Annotated in this window: 10 protein-coding genes and 4 pseudogenes; 5 read left to right on the top strand and 9 right to left on the bottom strand. The window is 55.6% G+C overall.

Annotated elements, in window-relative coordinates; genetic code table 11:
• The first annotated feature begins 189 nt into the window (after window positions 1–189).
• Window positions 190–468 (top strand): hypothetical protein, encoded by a 279-nt coding sequence (locus OYW20_RS12505; RefSeq protein ID WP_268801258.1) that lies wholly within the window; start codon window positions 190–192, stop codon window positions 466–468.
• On the opposite strand, the pseudogene OYW20_RS12500 reads toward OYW20_RS12505, so the two are convergent.
• Window positions 397–981, bottom strand: a pseudogene (locus tag OYW20_RS12500) (PAS domain S-box protein); the annotation flags it as partial. The gene OYW20_RS12505 and the pseudogene OYW20_RS12500 sit on opposite strands and share 72 nt — an antisense overlap.
• A 202-nt stretch (window positions 982–1,183) precedes the next feature.
• The gene (locus OYW20_RS12495; protein ID WP_268800980.1) at window positions 1,184–2,119 is read right to left on the bottom strand and encodes an AraC family transcriptional regulator; all 936 of its coding nucleotides are present in this window, start codon (window positions 2,117–2,119) and stop codon (window positions 1,184–1,186) included.
• Window positions 2,120–2,414: 295 nt separating this feature from the next.
• On the opposite strand from OYW20_RS12495, the gene OYW20_RS12490 reads away from it, so the two are divergent.
• A complete protein-coding gene (locus OYW20_RS12490; RefSeq protein ID WP_268800979.1) occupies window positions 2,415–3,728 on the top strand; it encodes an ABC transporter substrate-binding protein in 1,314 nt (437 codons plus the stop codon).
• 101 nt (window positions 3,729–3,829) lie between these two features.
• Window positions 3,830–4,603 carry an L-iditol 2-dehydrogenase gene (locus OYW20_RS12485; protein ID WP_268800978.1) on the top strand — a complete coding sequence of 258 codons (774 nt, stop codon included), beginning with the start codon at window positions 3,830–3,832 and terminating at the stop codon, window positions 4,601–4,603.
• 93 nt (window positions 4,604–4,696) lie between these two features.
• Here the strand turns inward: OYW20_RS12485 and sfnG are convergent, their stop codons facing one another.
• Entirely contained in the window at window positions 4,697–5,803 is a 1,107-nt protein-coding gene (gene sfnG / locus OYW20_RS12480; protein WP_268800977.1) for a dimethylsulfone monooxygenase SfnG, read from the bottom strand.
• Between the two features lie 406 nt (window positions 5,804–6,209).
• On the opposite strand from sfnG, the gene OYW20_RS12475 reads away from it, so the two are divergent.
• Window positions 6,210–7,445, top strand: coding sequence for an acyl-CoA dehydrogenase family protein (locus OYW20_RS12475; RefSeq protein WP_268800976.1), 1,236 nt, complete (start codon window positions 6,210–6,212; stop codon window positions 7,443–7,445).
• 340 nt (window positions 7,446–7,785) lie between these two features.
• Complete coding sequence (locus tag OYW20_RS12470) at window positions 7,786–8,022, top strand: hypothetical protein (RefSeq protein WP_268800975.1); 237 nt, start codon at window positions 7,786–7,788, stop codon at window positions 8,020–8,022.
• Window positions 8,023–8,190: 168 nt separating this feature from the next.
• Here OYW20_RS12470 and OYW20_RS26245 read toward each other — a convergent pair.
• From OYW20_RS26245 to OYW20_RS12445, 6 genes and pseudogenes are all read right to left on the bottom strand, one after another.
• Window positions 8,191–8,501 (bottom strand): annotated as a pseudogene (locus OYW20_RS26245) (hypothetical protein).
• A gap of 350 nt (window positions 8,502–8,851) precedes the next feature.
• On the bottom strand, window positions 8,852–9,073 hold the full coding sequence (locus OYW20_RS12465; RefSeq protein WP_268800974.1) for a hypothetical protein: 222 nt from the start codon (window positions 9,071–9,073) through the stop codon (window positions 8,852–8,854).
• Between the two features lie 39 nt (window positions 9,074–9,112).
• On the bottom strand, window positions 9,113–9,562 hold the full coding sequence (locus tag OYW20_RS12460; RefSeq protein WP_268800973.1) for a DUF2247 family protein: 450 nt from the start codon (window positions 9,560–9,562) through the stop codon (window positions 9,113–9,115).
• Window positions 9,563–9,572: 10 nt separating this feature from the next.
• Window positions 9,573–12,667: pseudogene (locus OYW20_RS12455) on the bottom strand (DUF637 domain-containing protein).
• 1,536 nt (window positions 12,668–14,203) lie between these two features.
• The gene (locus OYW20_RS12450) at window positions 14,204–14,434 is read right to left on the bottom strand and encodes a hypothetical protein (protein ID WP_268800972.1); all 231 of its coding nucleotides are present in this window, start codon (window positions 14,432–14,434) and stop codon (window positions 14,204–14,206) included.
• Window positions 14,431–17,660: pseudogene (locus tag OYW20_RS12445) on the bottom strand (DUF637 domain-containing protein). The gene OYW20_RS12450 and the pseudogene OYW20_RS12445 overlap by 4 nt, the downstream one beginning before the upstream one ends.
• Between the last annotated feature and the right edge of the window lie 3 nt (window positions 17,661–17,663).

Here is a 17,663-nt window from a genome sequence, read left to right as displayed (position 1 = left end):
AGAATTCTGCGCACGGGTAAATCCTCTATAGAAATCTGTGAGTTAGCTTCGAGCCAAGGCCGTTGAAGTAAGTTCACTGAGTCTTGTTTCAGGATGGCGCTTACAGAGATGTGCAGCGTTTGGCGCAGCCTTGTTAGAGCGAGTGGCGCAGCTTGTTGGAGCAAGGCTTGCGCGAGGAGGCTTGGGTTCATGCAGCTGATCTACCCTCTGACACAACCCCTTCGCGGGCAAGCCTCCAACAAGTGGCATCGGGCATTGACCTCAGGCTGCTTTGCTTCTGCCCACAGGGCGTGGGAGCCCGGCTTGCCGGCGATCGAGCGCAAAGCGCTCCTACATCAGTCACCGCAGTGCATCGGTCATACCGAGGCGGATGGATTTACTGCCGGTTCCCGTCAGATCAAGTGCCAGCAGGTTGGTCTGGTCCGCGATGCCGCGAATGGTGTTGACGATCGCCGTGATCTACTCTGAGCGATCGCCCAGTTGCCCGACCAACCGGGCCGAGGCGCCGATGCTTTCTGCAATGGAGCGCATCTCGCTCGCGGTGTCGTTGATCACCTGCGTGCCCTGCTCCGCGACGCGTTCGGTCTCCGCCGAGATGTGATACGCACGGGAGGCGCCGAGGGAGTCTGCCTCGAACTTTTCAACGCGCACGGTGATGTCGCTGGCGAACTTGACCACTTTGCACAACTTGCCTTCAGCGTCATACACCGGGTTGTCGCTGCCCTCCAGCCACACGGTCCGGCCGTCCTTGCCAACGCGCTTGAACTGTCCGGTAAAGAACTCGCCCGCATTGAGCCTGCGCCAGAAGTCTGTGTATTCGCTGCTGTTGACCAACGACGGCGCGCAAAACAATCGGTGATGTTTGCCTTTGATGTCGGTGAGTCGATAACCCATGGTGCCGAGGAAGTTATTGTTGGCCGTTAGAATATTGCCATTCAGATCAAACTCGATCACTGCCATGGCGCGGTCGAGTGCTGCAATCATTCCTTTGAAACTTGCGATTTCTTCCGTGGGCGCCACCAGCTGTTTTTTAAGGACCTTATTAAGCATGACGGGCCCTCAACGTTGCAAAAACCATCGCATTGAGGTGATATCGGCTGGAGAATTTGGCGCTATTGCGTCACGTTTAAAATGATTAATTGGCACCAGAAAACCAATAAAGCCCACTCAAATGAGTCTGTTTTCAACCATCTACGGGCATTACGGCTTTGCTCCCGGCGGCCTTTCTCGCTGCGACACGTCTGTAATCACTTGGTGTCTGCTTCATTTCAACCAGAAAGTGTCGATTGAAGTTTGAAAGATTGCCGTAACCCACTTCAAAGCACACATCAGCGACCGACATCTTTGTCTGGGTTAACAGGCGACACGCGCGTTGCACCCTTAATTTGCGCATCAGGTCGATAAAGCCGTGGCCGGTCGCACGCTTGAAGAACCGCGAGAACCCTGGCTCGCTCATGTTGAGGCGCTCAGCTATCACCGACAGACGCACATCCCCGGTCAATTCCTGCTGCAAGTAATCGAACGCCTTGTGGATGCGTGCCTGACCCTTTGCGTCCAGGGCTGGCGCATAACAGCCACTGGCCAGGGTATGGGAATGCGCGGCTGGCGCGAGCATCAGTGCGTCGAGCAGTTGCAGAAATAGCACCAGGCGCTGCAAGCCTTGCGCGGTGCCGATGGACTCAAGCAGCACAGCCGCCTGGGTTGCCGTCTCGCCGGTAAACTCCAGGCCCCGACGCGCGCGGTCGAACAGGTGGTGCAGGTCGCCGAGTTCAGGCAGCGTCTGACGCAGAGCCAGCAAGGCGGCGCCGTCGAATTGCAGAACCACGTCGCGGCCGGTCAGGTATTCACCCGGCGCCAGATCCCCCATCCAGTCGTGCGGCAAGTCGGGGCCGATCATGGCGACGTGACCGGCACTGAATGCGCCGATGTAGTCACCCGCCAGCAACTTCCCACTGCCGTGACGGATCAGGTGGATTTCAAACTCCGGGTGATGATTCCAGCGCGCAAGCGGGTATGGATAGTCATGCTCATACCAGCGAAAGCTTTGCTCTGGCAGCGGCAGAATGATTTCCAGCTCCGCCGGCAGTTGCTCAAAAAGGGCCGTGCGCCTGTCCGACATGATCTGCACCTTTTTTATCGTTATATGCGTGTTCGCCGGCTCGCACGATACCTCGCCGATTGGTCGCTCTCAAACACCAGCGCTGCAAGGCGCTGATACTTTTTTAACCGCAGGCACCCTCTCCCCGAGTGGACAAAAAAGTATCAGTGCGCGATGCGCAACGCGTTTGTTGCGGTGCAGGTGAGCTGATGTAATCACCTCGGCACGCCACTGCACCGATGTTCGCATTTGCCCGACAGTGGCTTACAACAACAATAAAAGGTCTGCGCCGGTTGGCGTGGAGTGGAGAGCTTCCATGAAGATATCGCCTAAAGCGCTGCTTCTGTGCGCGGGGTTGTCGGTGGCGTTAGTCAGTCACGCTGACGAGACAATCACCATTGCAACCGTCAACAACAGCGACATGATCCGCATGCAGCGGCTGTCCAAAGTGTTTGAAGCGCAACACCCGGACATCAAGCTCAACTGGGTCGTGCTCGAAGAAAACGTCCTGCGCCAACGTCTCACCACCGACATCGCGACCCAGGGCGGCCAGTTCGACGTACTGACCATCGGCACCTACGAAACACCTCTGTGGGCGGCGAAGAACTGGCTGGAGCCGATGAAAAATCTTCCCGCCAGTTATGACCTCGACGACATCTTCCCCTCGGTCCGTCAGGGCCTGTCTGTCAATGACACGCTCTATGCACTGCCCTTCTATGGCGAAAGCACGGTCACCTATTACCGCAAGGATCTGTTCAAGGAAGCAGGTTTGAGCATGCCAGAGCACCCGACCTGGACCCAGCTGGGCGAGTTCGCTGCCAAGCTGCACCACCCGGACAAGGACCAGTACGGCATGTGCCTGCGGGGTAAAGCCGGTTGGGGTGAGAACATGGCGTTGCTGACGACGATGGCCAACACCTTTGGCGCGCGCTGGTTCGACGAGCAATGGCAGCCCGAACTGACCAGCCCTGAATGGACGGCGGCGGCCAACTTCTACGTGAACACCCTCAAGCACTATGGTCCGCCGGGCGTTTCAAGCAACGGTTTCAATGAAACCCTGGCGCTGTTCAACAGCGGCAAATGCGCCATTTGGGTGGACGCCAGCGTCGCGGGCTCCTTCACCACTGACAAGGAGCAGAGCCGGGTGGTCGACAGTGTCGGCTTTGCCCCCGCGCCCGTGGAAGTCACCGATAAGGGCGCCTCGTGGTTGTACGCCTGGTCACTGGCGATCCCCGCCACGTCCAAACACAAGGAAGCCGCCACCGCCTTCATTAGCTGGGCCACCTCAAAAGACTACATTCAGCTGGTCGCGCAGAAGGAAGGCATCACCAACGTACCACCGGGTACGCGCACCTCGACCTACAGCGATGAGTACTTAAAAGCAGCCCCGTTCGCCAAGGTAACGCTGCAAATGATGCAGAACGCGGACCCGGCTCATCCCTCGGCCAAGCCGGTGCCGTATGTGGGCATTCAATACGTGACCATTCCTGAGTTCCAAGCCATCGGCACGTCCGTCGGCAAGCTGTTTTCAGCAGCCCTCACCGGCCAGATGTCGGTGGAGCAAGCACTGAGTTCGGCGCAGTCGACCACGCTCAGGGAAATGAAGCGCGCCGGTTATCCCAAGCACTGACACCCAGCGCTTGCTGCCGCACAACACGCGGCAGCCACCCAAAACTTGCTCAAGCGACCCTTGCAACGGATCGCCTTACTTGCCGAGTGGATGAACATCACATGAAACGACTCGATGGAAAAAGCGCCCTGATCACCGGCTCAGCCCGCGGTATCGGGCGCGCGTACGCTGAGGCCTACATTCGCGAAGGCGCAACCGTCGCCATTGCCGACATCGATCTGGCACGCGCGCAGGCGACCGCCGACGAACTCGGACCGCAGGCCTATCCGGTGAAGATGGACGTCACCGATCAGGCATCGATTGATGCCGCGATTGCTCAGGTGGTCGCCAAGACCTCAAAGCTCGACATCCTGATCAACAACGCCGCGCTGTTCGACCTGGCGCCCATCACTGACATCACCCGCGAAAGCTACGAACGGCTGTTCTCGATCAACGTCGCGGGCACGTTGTTCACCCTGCAGGCCGCAGCCCGGCAAATGATCGCTCAGGGGCACGGCGGCAAGATCATCAACATGGCGAGCCAGGCCGGGCGTCGTGGCGAGGCGTTAGTGGGTGTTTACTGCGCAACCAAAGCAGCGGTGATCAGCCTGACCCAGTCTGCGGGTTTGAACCTCATCAAGCACAAGATCAACGTCAATGCGATTGCCCCGGGGGTTGTGGATGGCGAGCACTGGGACGGCGTGGACGCGTTGTTCGCCAAACATGAAAATCGCCCGCTTGGGGAGAAGAAGAAACTCGTCGGCCAGGAGGTGCCGTATGGCCGCATGGGGACCGCCGAAGACCTGGCCGGAATGGCGATTTTCCTGGCCTCTCAAGAGAGCGATTACATCGTGGCGCAAACCTACAACGTAGATGGCGGCAACTGGATGAGCTGACGACCGCGCTGCCCACCTGCCCTTGCGCCAAATGCGCGGGGCGATGGTGGGCAGCCTGGCTTCTGGCTCCAGGCTTCACGCTCTTGCCAGGCTTCAGGCGATTTCGGTCGCGGTGACATCGACAGTCTGGCGCGTTGCTTCCAGTTCACGCACCAGCGGCAGGACGTGCTGGCCGAAGTATTCGACTTCTTCCTGAAAGTGCAAAAACGCAGACAACACCAAATCAACGCCCACGGCTTTTAGCGCCACGATACGTTCGGCAATTTGCCTGGGTGTGCCGATGAGGTTGGTCTTGAAACCGTCGTTGTATTGCACCAGATCGGCAAACGTCGATTTTGCCCAGTTGCCTTCGCCTTCCGGGCTGGCCTTGCCGGCTTGTTTGGCAGCATCACCGAAAGCATTCACGGCTTCGGGGTCGGCTTTGTCGATGATCTCTTGCAGCACCGCGCGGGCCTCTTCCTCGGTTTCCCGGGCGATGATAAATGCGTTAACGCCGATCCTCACAGAGTGACCGTTGGCGGCGGCTTTGGCGCGGATGTCATCCACCTGAGCCTTTATGCCTTCCACCGTGTTGCCGTTGGTGAAGTACCAGTCGGAAACGCGTGCGGCCATGTCCCGTGCCGCACGGGAACTGCCGCCCTGAAAGATTTCCGGGTGCGGTTGCTGAATGGGCTTGGGCCGCAGGGTGTAATCGTGGAAGCGGTAGAAGTCGCCCTTGAAGGTGAAGTTATCGGTGGTCCAGATGCCTTTGAGCGCCTGAATGAATTCTTCCGAGCGACGATAGCGCTCATCGTGTTCAAGCCATGGTTCGCCAATCGCCTGGAATTCGCCCTTGAACCAGCCGCTGACGATGTTGATGGCCACGCGTCCGGCCGTCAGTTGGTCAATGGTCGCCAGTTGCTTGGCCACGACGGCAGGCGTCCACGGCCCCGGCAGAATCGCGGCGATCACTTTGAGCTTGTCGGTTGCAGCGAGCAGCGCGTGACTGAACGCAACCGATTCATGCTGGTTGTCTGCGCCGTAACCGGCGGTGAAGCGAATCTGTGTCAGGGCGTATTCGAAGCCCGAGCGCTCGGCAATCTGCGCCAGTGTGCGGTTGTACTCGATGCCCCAATGAGTGCGCTGCTCGATCTTGCTGACCACAAGGCCACCGCTGACGTTAGGCACCCAGTAAGCGAATTTGATTACGTGCTGACTCATCTATCGATCTCCGTTCAGAGCAAGCGAGCCGCCCGGCGTGGCCGCCAAGTGCGTGTACTCCCCTGCTTGCTGGAGAAATTGCAGCAACTGTGCCAAACCAATATGTGTATTTATTTCAAACGGTTATCAGTTTTAGTCGGTCGGATATATGACTTGGCGCGCAGCGCTTTTGCTGAACACCTGTTGCCCGGCAAACACTTCAGGCAAGGATTTCGGTATGTCGCCGGTTGTGTCGCTGGAGCCAGCAAACCAGCAGCGCTGTTGAACGGGCAACACTTGTCAGTCTGCTTGCGAGGCAGGACTCCCTGTAAATCAGTCAGCTACGTTTAGGCACAGAGTGTGCAATCTCGCCAGACACTCATGCGCCGTCGAGTCCGGCGGTCGTTGCCACTGACAGGAAATCACGATGCCTGATACCTCTCTCAACCCGCTGTCCCTGGGTACCGATTACGAGACACTCGCCAACCGTTTTCGGCCGCTGTTCCAGCAGATCGCAGCAGGCACCGTTGAGCGCGAACAGGCGCGCTCGCTGCCGTACGAGCAGATCAAATGGCTGAAGCAGGCGGGCTTCGGCGCAGTGCGCGTGCCTGTTGAATATGGCGGCGCGGGTGCTTCGGTCGAGCAACTGTTCGAGCTGTTGATTGAACTGGCCGAAGCGGATTCCAACATTCCCCAATCGTTGCGCGGGCACTTTGCGTTTGTAGAAGACCGCCTCAACGCGCCGCCAAGCGAAGAACGCAGCCAATGGTTCGCGCGCTTCGTCGCCGGGGAACTGGTAGGTAACGGCTGGACCGAGGTCGGCAACGTCAAGCTCGGGGAAGTCATCACCAAAGCCACACCGGACGGTGCCGGATTTTTGCTCAGCGGCAAAAAGTACTACAGCACAGGCAGCATTTTCGCTGACTGGATTGATGTGTATGCCCAGCGCTCCGACAACGGCGCAGACGTGATCGCAGTGGTCGACGCGCACCATCCCGGTGTCAGCCAGCGCGATGACTGGGACGGCTTCGGCCAACGCACCACCGGCAGCGGCACATCGGTGTTCGACCGTGTGCCTGTGCCGGCCGCGCACCTGATCCCGTTCGAAGACCGCTTCAAGTACCAGACGGCCTTTTATCAGTTGGTGCTACTCGCGGTGCTGGCGGGGACTGGCCGGGCAATCGAGCGTGACATCTCGCAGCAGATCCGTGATCGCACCCGCGTCTACAGCCATGGCAACGCCCCGACAGTCAGTGCCGATGCTCAGATTCAACAGGTGGTGGGCCAGATTTCGGCGCAGGTCTATGCCGCCCAGGCAACGACACTGCGCAGCGCCCGGCCGTTGCAACAGGCGTACGAAGCGCGTTTTTCGGGCGACGCCGCCCGTGAGCGTGCTGCCAATATCGCTGCAGAAATACAAACGTCCCAGGCGCAGGTGATCGTTTCCGATCTCATCCTGCGGGCCGCAACCGACCTGTTCAACGCGCTGGGTGCGTCCGGGATCAGTCTCAACAAAGCGCTGGATCGGCACTGGCGCAATGCACGCACCGTCGCCTCGCACAACCCGCTTATCTACAAAGCCAGAATCGTCGGCGACTGGAGCATCAACGGCACCGAGCCGCCTTACGTGTGGCAGATCGGGCAAGGTGGGGCTAAGGGCTAAGCCCCGCACTTGCGGTTGCGGTTGCAGTTGCAGTTGCAGTTGCAGTTGCGGGCGACACCACACAGTCGAGCCGCCGAATACCTGTAGGAGCGAATTCATTCGCGAGACGTCAATCCTGACTCGACCCGGACTACGCCCCGCCAACAAGCTGGCTTCTACAGAATGCTAAGTCCTTTGACTCGGCCGAAGACGTGGGAGCCCTGCTTGCAGGCGATAGACTGCGCAGCGGTCCTCAAAGCTACCCAACCCCAAACCCGTATCAGCTTTCACGGACCCCGAAAAACACCGAACTCCGCCAGACCCTCGACATCCAAACTTCAAGCCAATCGAGGAAACCCCCATGAGCAACGACAACAACACGTTCGATGAATCCGAAGCCCCACTAAATGGCCTGACCAAAGACACCTCCGGCAAGCCCGTCAATGTGGTCAAGCGAGACCTCGAAGACACCGACGACGACACCAAGGCGATCGACGAACTCTTAACCCCGACTTCCAACCGCGCCAAAGAGCAAGAGGTCGAAGAACTGAATCGCAAAACTGCAGAAATTGAGCGAAAGGTTGCTGATGGTAATTGAGCCGAGTCTGTAGTTGGTCGTCTGAGACGCATCGTCGCTTGCGGGGATGCGTTTTTATTTTTGGGTGGGCTACGGATTGTGGAATTGAGTGCGGCGCGAAGAAAAGTATGTTTCGCAGATTGATTTGTGGTCTTTTAAATGCGCGGGTCCCTATCAGTCCCCTTTTACTCAAATCATTCTGTCGAAACAAGCGCAAACGTCTTTCAATTCTACCTCCCATTCAGAAATCGGATTACCTTCGTCATTGAAAGTCGCTCTAACCTCTATATATTCATTGATGTTGGACGCATCAAATGAGCCTGAAATCTCATCCATAAACAGCACTTTATTCTGAATAAATACTTTCTCACCTTCATAGCATAAGACCCAGAGAAAAAAAAGTTAATTTGCTCAGGATCTCTCATAGAGACGATTAGCGCCGAATGATTGCGAGCTTTTAAACCGTCAGAGTAGGACTGCTTCCAACTTTTAAGGTACATAGCTCTTGACCAGTACGAAACGGGTAAAAAAAATCGCTCCACTTCCCCGCACATCTCTATAGCCCCATCCAGAACCGGCTCGCCAGCCTTGGTAAAGCTTTCGGTGCCGACAAACAAATCAAACGTTTTCAGTTTTTTATCCCGTTCAAATAAATCAGTCCCCTTTTACCCTGACCGCTATTTTGGCGAGTTGTGGTGGTCAACTGGCCTGCGGAAGCCGATATCTGACCGGCCGAATCGATTTGAATATTCCGGGCTTGGGTGTCAGAGACGGTTTGCTCACGCTGAGCGACTGAGACGCTGGCGCCGCCAATGGTCCAGCTTTGTGGTGTTGAGCTCGTTCAAATAAATCAGTCCCCTTTTACCAGAGTAATTTTTTCTGCACCTTGGGACTGAGCATAAGCAAGCATTTTCTTCAATGGTCCTGCTAATTCAGCGGCCCCATCAGCACCAACGCCAATGAATCCTTTCGAAGTCCCTATCGCAAACTCATCAAATGTTATTTCACTTCCGCTCATGGTGACTCTTGGAGAGTAGATGGTTCCTACACCATTAGCTGCATCAAAAGACACTTTACCTAATTCCTTAGGTATTTCTTTTGCACCATCAAGTTAGCGGAGTAAAAGCCTCTCTCTTAGCCCCTTCAAAACTTGACTCATAGCTACAAGCGGGCCAACACCATCTTGAGAATAAATGCTGCACGAAGCCATGTCTTCCGGATAATCAAAGTCCGCATAGATTTCCTGAAGTCGTTTTATTTTATTTTCGTCACTGTCATTCGACCCGTCAATGCAAAGCAGAAAAGCCAAACGCCACTTATCCATTTCAGCAACACAATTCGTCGCCTCCATTTGTTTTGAGATAACTTCAAGAAGCTCTTCATCGCTTAAATATTCGCCTCCAGCAATGATGGCAACGCGTTCGCTGTCGCAACCATTTAGAAGCTGGTTCATGGCATATTCGAAAATATCTCCTCGACTTATCCAGCCCTTTTTATATCCCAAAAAAATAGTTGACCAGCAAGCCAAACCCAAACCGATTAATATACCAAATGGAGACATTACCCTTTCCTTATTTTTTCGGAATCTGGTTGGGCAGGCCAGTTACTTGACCACCTGGAATAAATCGTCGATGAGTTACGTTGCCTTCATCAACAATCCACTCAAAAACCCCACCTACTCCGTTATTACTGCCTTCAATTTGTCTTAATTCGTACACCCTTACCACCTCGCCACCAGGCCCTTTGGTTGGTATCTCAAATTTAGCTGCATCCCCAGCATAGTTATCAATTATGTCATTGAACCCGTGCTGACCATCAGGAAGTTTATTTGCGCTCCCGGTTCTTGGCTTGCCTATGACCGAGTTATCAATTGCTTTTGCACCCCTCACCTCAGCCCAGTAAGCATACGCCTTTTCCATGCCTGCAGCTTCAGCAGAGGTAGCACTTTTTTGACTAATAGCTTCCATGGCTGTAACAGGAGCGATCAGTACTCCAGCGACAACACCTTGCCCCTCTGCAAAAGTCTTATCAAGATCAGCTTTTGCCGTCATAGCCCTTTCGATCAGGGTAAATTTGTAAGAGTCACAAATAGCTGTCGTACATTGCAGCTCACCCAACGCCGCCAGACCTCCTTTGACCTCATTCAGCAGCGCGCTTGCTCTAGCTGGCCCAACCGTACCAAGTGCGTCCTTAAGATTGTCTTGGCTCAACTGATCGTAGGATGTACTACCGTATTTCGCCGTCCAAGTATTTCGATAGCAGCTATCACTAGCGCCACATGCTTTCATATCCCCTACAAAATCTTCCATTTCATAGTGGTTAAGGAAATTGTACTGAGTGGCATTTTTTGCTATCCAAACACCCGCCGCTATCGCTTTGGCATCGCCGCCCACCAAGACCGCCGACAGTAATCCCACCATTTGCGAAGCTGATGTCAACATCAAATCACGTTGATGCGGAGCCAGTTGTGTAATACCGCGACGCAACTCGGTGGCCAGTGCTTCGTTTGCGCCAGCTGCGATTGCGCCAGCAGCAAAGCTGCCGCCGGAAGCCTCAGCCAGTATTCCGCCAATCAAGGCGTGGAGTGCTACTTTGCCTGCGCTACCGTCAGGCAACCTAAGCCCTCCTGCGGCATCAAAACTGACTGCGGCGGCTGTGTTAAGTAAAGAAGCAGCCAACGCATCTTTAAAACTGGCATTCATCCCCAAAGATTTGCTGAGCGCGGTGGATGTACCATTCTGAAGCAGTTGACTGGCTGTAAATCGCCCCACATTCCCTATGCTCGAAAAATCGACCGATATTTTTCCGGTTAAAGGGTCCATCTTTGTCCCGGTTAGATCATTGAAAAACCCCGCTGTAAGGCCTGCAGTTATACCACTTACTGTATAGCCCTTAATTGCGCTGCTAGACGTAGTGTCCCTCAACACTGCGCCTAAGTTTCCTCGGTTACTAATCAGACTGTTCGACGCTGTGGTCGCAGCACTTACAGCAACTGCCGCTCCGCCGGCTGCCACAGCTGTACTTGCTCCCGCCGTTGTCAATGCCCCCATGGCTGCAGGCCCAACAAATGCTGCCATCAAAATAGCGAGAGCCAACTGAGCAGCTACTCCGAGACCAGAGTTGCTGTACTTAAACGACTGATGAATCTCCTGGACCTGTCGCCAATCCACATCCCCACGCTTCTCTGCCTCCTTCAACCACGCCAGATCCGGATCTGCCTTGACCATCGCATCAATTGCCTGACTGACGGTCTGTTGGTTGACCTGCTTCACATCAATGTGCAGCCCGTCCACCGCGTTGATCGCAAGGTTGCCCTTGGCGATGAGTTCGCTCTGGCGCAGGGTTTCGTCGGTGTTGCCTTTGCCCGACATCGAGTTCCACGCGAGGCTGGTGTTGCTCTTCTCGTGGCTTTCCTGATTGAGGTCTTTCACGCCTTCGAAGGTGATGGCGCCGCCGCTGATGGTCAGGTCTTTGCCGCTGTTAAGTTTGGCGACCTGATAGCGTTGGTCGCCGCCGCTGCGAGGACCATGTTGCCGCCGGAGGTGATTTCGCTGCCGATATTGGTGACCTTGGTGACTTCGTCGCGTTTGGTCTTTTTGGCACCGAAGGAGCCTTTGCTCTTTTTGTCGTACAGCGAGTAGTCGCTGTCTTGCGCGGCGAGGATTTCGAGTTTGTCGCCTGCGACCAGATACGCTTCGTAGCCTGCGGTGATGCGGCTGGAGGTCACCGCGAGGTTTTGTCCGGCGCTGATCGCGACGCTGCCACCGGCCTTGATTTCGGTCGCCACCTGGCTGACGTGATCTTCCTGAACGGTGAGTTTTTTGCTCTTGCTTAACGAGTGTTCTTCGTCTGCCGCCGAGCTGATGTTGATGTTTTCGGTGGCGGCCATGGCGATGTCGCGCGTGGCGTCGATGCTGCTGGCGATGGCGTTGATGTCACGCCCCGCCTGAGCCGAGATGTCTCGACCGGCAGTGACCGTGGAGCCGGTCTGCGTGATGTCGCTGCTGGTGTGTTTGCTGTCGCGAACCAGGCTGTTGGTGACTTGAGTGGCGACGAGGTTGACGTCGCGACCGGCACTGAGGGTCATGTCGCGGCGGCTTTGTAGATCGCTGCCGATGTTGTTGATGTCACGCCCGGCTGAAATGCTCAGGTCGTTGGCGGCCTCGATGCGGGCGGCGTTGTCGGCGTAGTCATTGTGCCGCTGGCCGAGGACGCTGCTGTCCATCGAGGTCACGGTGCGCTCGTTGATCACGTCGCCGTTGATGGCGGTGAGGGTCACGTCGCGACCGGAAATCCCGCCCGCCTTGTTGACGATGTCGTTGCCCGCGAGCAGGTCGAGGCGGTTGCCCGCTTCGATCAAGCCGCTGTTGACCAGATCATTGCCTGCGGTCGCCGACAGGTTGTTGGTGGCGCGCAGGGTGCCGACGTTGTCGAGGTTTTCACCTGCAATCAGGGTGACGTCTTTACCGGCAATCAGGGCGCCGTTTGACGCCAGTCGGTTGTTGGCATTGGCTAGGTACAGCACCGGAACCAATACGGTTTCGCCGTTGACGACGGCGTCTTCCATCCAGACGATGTCATGTGTCAGGGCCGCGACCTGTTGCGCGGTCAGGCCTACGCCTACCGAAAGGTTGAGCGCATCCTTGCTGGCGATGGCGTTGCTCATCAGGTACTTGAACTGCGCCTCGTTGGAGGTCTGTCCGTCGATGAAGGCCTGACCTGTGCGGGCTGTGACGGCTTGTTGCACGAGTCGCTGTTCGTAGAAACCGTCACCCAGGCGTTTAGCGCTGGTGTCAGGGTCGTAACCGAGGCCGGAGAGCAGGTAGTCCGAACTCATGAACTGCTTGAGGTCGGTGAGCACAGGGTTGGTTTCGATCAGGTATTTATTGCCGTTAGGTCTCGCCGCATAGCTGGGCAGGCCCTGGACTTTGTTGACTTTTTGCGCGGTGGCTGTGGTGGCTCGGGTGATGCCTGGTGCGGAAATCACCTGACCGGTAGTTTGGCGAGTTGTTGTGGTCAACTGGCCTGCGGAGGCCGATATCTGACCGGCCGAATCGATTTGAATGTTCCGGGCTTGGGTGTCAGAAACGGTTTGCTCACGCTGAGCGACTGAGACGCTGGCGCCGCCGATGGTCCAGCTTTGTGGTGTTGAGCTCGTTCAAATAAATCAGTCCCCTTTTACCCAGGTATTGTTGGCGCTGGGCTTGGCGGCTGTCGCCGGAAGGCCTTCTACCCTGGAGACGGTCTGAATGAATGCGATCTGGCCCGGCAGCGGCTTCACGGCAATGACGTTACCGACGCCGGCACAATCCCTGCGCCTGACTGATAGCCGGGGACCGCGAACCCAGTGCTGCCGGAATCTGAGGGGATGGAGGTGTCGAACTCAGAGGCGTTGGCACTAACGCCCGAGTTTAGGCGAGTGGCGCCGCTTAGCTGGCGCGTTGCACTCGACACTTGATCAGCAGAGGTGACTTGATATCCCGCGTCTGCATGGCTGGAAGCGCTTGATCACGCTGAGCGGCAGCCACGCACGCCCCTGTGAATGTCCAGCTTTGTGGGCCGGTGCCTGCCAGGGTAGCGCTGGTATTGTTGCCGCATTGGCCGCTGAGTCGGAACAGGCCGTTTTGACCGGTGGGTGAGCTGAAACCAGGAAAACTGCAGAGTGACTTGCTGATGAAAGACAGATTTCGCAGATTGGTTTATATCAGTCTGCTTTTAAATAAATCAGTCCCCTTTTACTGGGGATTCTTTCTGCTGGCCATGACAGAGCAACTGGTTGATCCGTTGGAAAAGGCTCGGGACAGGCGAAACAGCTAAGCAAGCGAAGCTATGGAGCGATGTATAACAAAAGCTATACACATGATCCTAGACAAATCAAATAGTTAGCTCTGTTTTGTATTACAAATGTATAGCCATCAATCAGCACGAAAAATGGCTAATCCATTGATCTACAAGGAAACACTTACCCCGGACGGGGTGCGTGTTGTGTATTGAGATTTTGCTCCTGTTAAGGGGCGAAAAATCATGCTCAAAAAGGGCGTATTGAGCAGCTAGACCGTAGGTCGTCAGGGTGGGTGCAAAAGGGATGCAACTTGAGTGCAGAAAGGTTGCAAAAAGGATGCAATCAGGGTGCAGATAGGGTGCAAAACACCGGCGCAAGGCCGGTGTCGATAGTGCTTGATCAAGTTGGGTATATTGAAAACTACATCTGTCGAATATCAGATAAAAAATCATAAAATTCTTTTTCTGTCATCTCAAACTCTGGCCCTTCGACCATTGCCATTAGTGACAACAACGCAATATCTAAAGCTTTTGTGAGAGAGAGGTTTGGATCTTGGTAAATATCAAGTGCCTCTTTTGATATTTTAAAAATATCAAATCCATCAGCAACTACTCTTCCAAGTCTGTCAGCCACTATTTCTTCCATGCTCATTGCTGCCCCCAACTCTTTAGCTCTGCTCCGGTCGGAGGGTAGTGCTGAGCATCAACCGGCTGCCCATTAATACTTTTCGGGTGGACACGGATTACTTCTCCTGCATGGTCATAGCTTTCCATCCATTGCCTCGTACTACCCGTTTTAGGATCAAACTCCGTGGCGAAAGAAGCACCCCGAGTAGGTCCTTCTGTCCTTGCAGGAACCTCTTGTGTGTAGTAACGAATACGGCCATCAGGCAGTATTCTAGTGACCGCTGCTGTCTCTTGAGCTTTTTGTAGTCCTGATAGTTTCGCTCTCAATGCAGCTTGGGCATTTGCACTGGTGGCTTCAGTAGCTACAACTTCTCCCGTTGTAGCAGTAGCTTTTGCACCAGTATTGCCTGCCAGATAATCTACAGCTTTTTGAATCCTAGTAGAACCCAAAGATTCGGCTTGCTGCAAGCTGCTGCCTTGCTTTGCACCTAACACAGCGCCATTCATCAAGCCCAACCGCTCATCCACAGGAGCCCAGTCGTTGATCACGACGGAGAGGTATTTTATCGTGTCTAGGGAACGCTGAACCAGCAGTTGCTTGTAGCCCTCACAAGCGTTTGTAGGACAAGGCATTGACAAAATAGAATCCAGCGATTCTTCAACGCGAGCTCGAGTCTCTTTGGCACGCATCGAGCCAGCTATATCATTTGCATACTCAACATTCCCCTTACTATCTTCATCAAATGCCCCTTGCTCCCACTTCTCTTTTGCGCATTCATCGGTCTTACAACCGAGCATTTCCTTGATGAACGCTTCCTTTTCGCTATGTTCCAGGTAATTAAACTTAGTAGCCTGTGAAGCCACCCAGCTTGCAACGGCTTGATCCTTATCAGATCCAGCGGCCGCCGCCGCAACTGTCAAACCAATCAGCTGCGAGGTCATTGCGAGCAATTGATCGTGGGCACCATTTACAAAAATCTTGTCACCTACTGACGCCACGAATGCTTCGTTAGCACCAGCGGCCAAAGCACCCGTTCTAAAATCACCGCCTGCAAGCTCCGCAATTAAACCTCCCACGAGTGCGTGTGCACCGACCTTCGCAGACAGTCCAGAGAATTCCAGCTGTGTGCCTAGCTTGTTGTAGATGCCCGCCGACACGACATCAGCAGCGGAACTAATCGCTGCTTGAGCAAGGTTGTCCTTTAGGCTACCCCCATTAATAGCCGTGCTGGTTACTGCACTGAAACCACTCTCGGCAAAGGTATAACCGGCAAACTTTGTGAGCCCCTCAGTTGTACCCAGCTCAAATCCATGAGTCGCTTTGGCGACGTTTTCTGCAGAAACACCAAACGTTTTATCAAGAACCCCCGAAGCGAAACCAGCAGCAAGGCCGCTGATAACGTAACCCTTCATGCTGTCAGCGGACGTGACATCCTTGAGTACCGCACCCAGGTTACCTTTGTTATTAATTACGCTGACCGCGCCCTGCGAAACAGCGGCTGAGAAGCTCGCCACAGCAGCAGCATTTGCGGCTGTAGCAATGGTAGCTGCAGTCGCTGTAGAAAACCCCGCAGCTAGCGCTGCTCCATTGGCGGCTGCTCCTGCCGAAGTGCCAATCGCCGCTGCGGTGCCACCACCCACCGTCAACACCGTCACAATAATAATGATCGCCAGCATCGCGCCCTGACCCAGGCTTGAGTTGCTGTACTTGTAAGCATCATGCGTTTCTTTGATCAGCTTCCAATCCACATCCCCACGCTTCTCTGCCTCCTTCAACCACGCCAGATCCGGATCTGCCTTGACCATCGCATCAATTGCCTGACTGACGGTCTGTTGGTTGACCTGCTTCACATCAATGTGCAGCCCGTCCACCGCGTTGATCGCAAGGTTGCCCTTGGCGATGAGTTCGCTCTGGCGCAGGGTTTCGTCGGTGTTGCCTTTGCCCGACATCGAGTTCCACGCGAGGCTGGTGTTGCTCTTCTCGTGGCTTTCCTGATTGAGGTCTTTCACGCCTTCGAAGGTGATGGCGCCGCCGCTGCTGATGGTCAGGTCTTTGCCGCTGTTAAGTTTGGCGACCTGATAGCGTTGGTCGCCGCCGCTGACGAGGACCATGTTGCCGCCGGAGGTGATTTCGCTGCCGATATTGGTGACCTTGGTGACTTCGTCGCGTTTGGTCTTTTTGGCACCGAAGGAGCCTTTGCTCTTTTTGTCGTACAGCGAGTAGTCGCTGTCTTGCGCGGCGAGGATTTCGAGTTTGTCGCCTGCGACCAGATACGCTTCGTAGCCTGCGGTGATGCGGCTGGAGGTCACCGCGAGTTTTGTCCGGCGCTGATCGCGACGCTGCCACCGGCCTTGATTTCGGTCGCCACCTGGCTGACGTGATCTTCCTGAACGGTGAGTTTTTTGCTCTTGCTTAACGAGTGTTCTTCGTCTGCCGCCGAGCTGATGTTGATGTTTTCGGTGGCGGCCATGGCGATGTCGCGCGTGGCGTCGATGCTGCTGGCGATGGCGTTGATGTCACGCCCCGCCTGAGCCGAGATGTCTCGACCGGCAGTGACCGTGGAGCCGGTCTGCGTGATGTCGCTGCTGGTGTGTTTGCTGTCGCGAACCAGGCTGTTGGTGACTTGAGTGGCGACGAGGTTGACGTCGCGACCGGCACTGAGGGTCATGTCGCGGCGGCTTTGTAGATCGCTGCCGATGTTGTTGATGTCACGCCCGGCTGAAATGCTCAGGTCGTTGGCGGCCTCGATGCGGGCGGCGTTGTCGGCGTAGTCATTGTGCCGCTGGCCGAGGACGCTGCTGTCCATCGAGGTCACGGTGCGCTCGTTGATCACGTCGCCGTTGATGGCGGTGAGGGTCACGTCGCGACCGGAAATGATCCCGCCCGCCTTGTTGACGATGTCGTTGCCCGCGAGCAGGTCGAGGCGGTTGCCCGCTTCGATCAAGCCGCTGTTGACCAGATCATTGCCTGCGGTCGCCGACAGGTTGTTGGTGGCGCGCAGGGTGCCGACGTTGTCGAGGTTTTCACCTGCAATCAGGGTGACGTCTTTACCGGCAATCAGGGCGCCGTTTGATGCCAGTCGGTTGTTGGCATTGGCTAGGTACAGCACCGGAACCAATACGGTTTCGCCGTTGACGACGGCGTCTTCCATCCAGACGATGTCATGTGTCAGGGCCGCGACCTGTTGCGCGGTCAGGCCTACGCCTACCGAAAGGTTGAGCGCATCCTTGCTGGCGATGGCGTTGCTCATCAG

This window comes from Pseudomonas sp. BSw22131 (assembly GCF_026810445.1).
Classification (GTDB): domain Bacteria; phylum Pseudomonadota; class Gammaproteobacteria; order Pseudomonadales; family Pseudomonadaceae; genus Aquipseudomonas; species Aquipseudomonas huanghezhanensis.
This window is presented reverse-complemented; position numbering and strand designations above follow the sequence as displayed.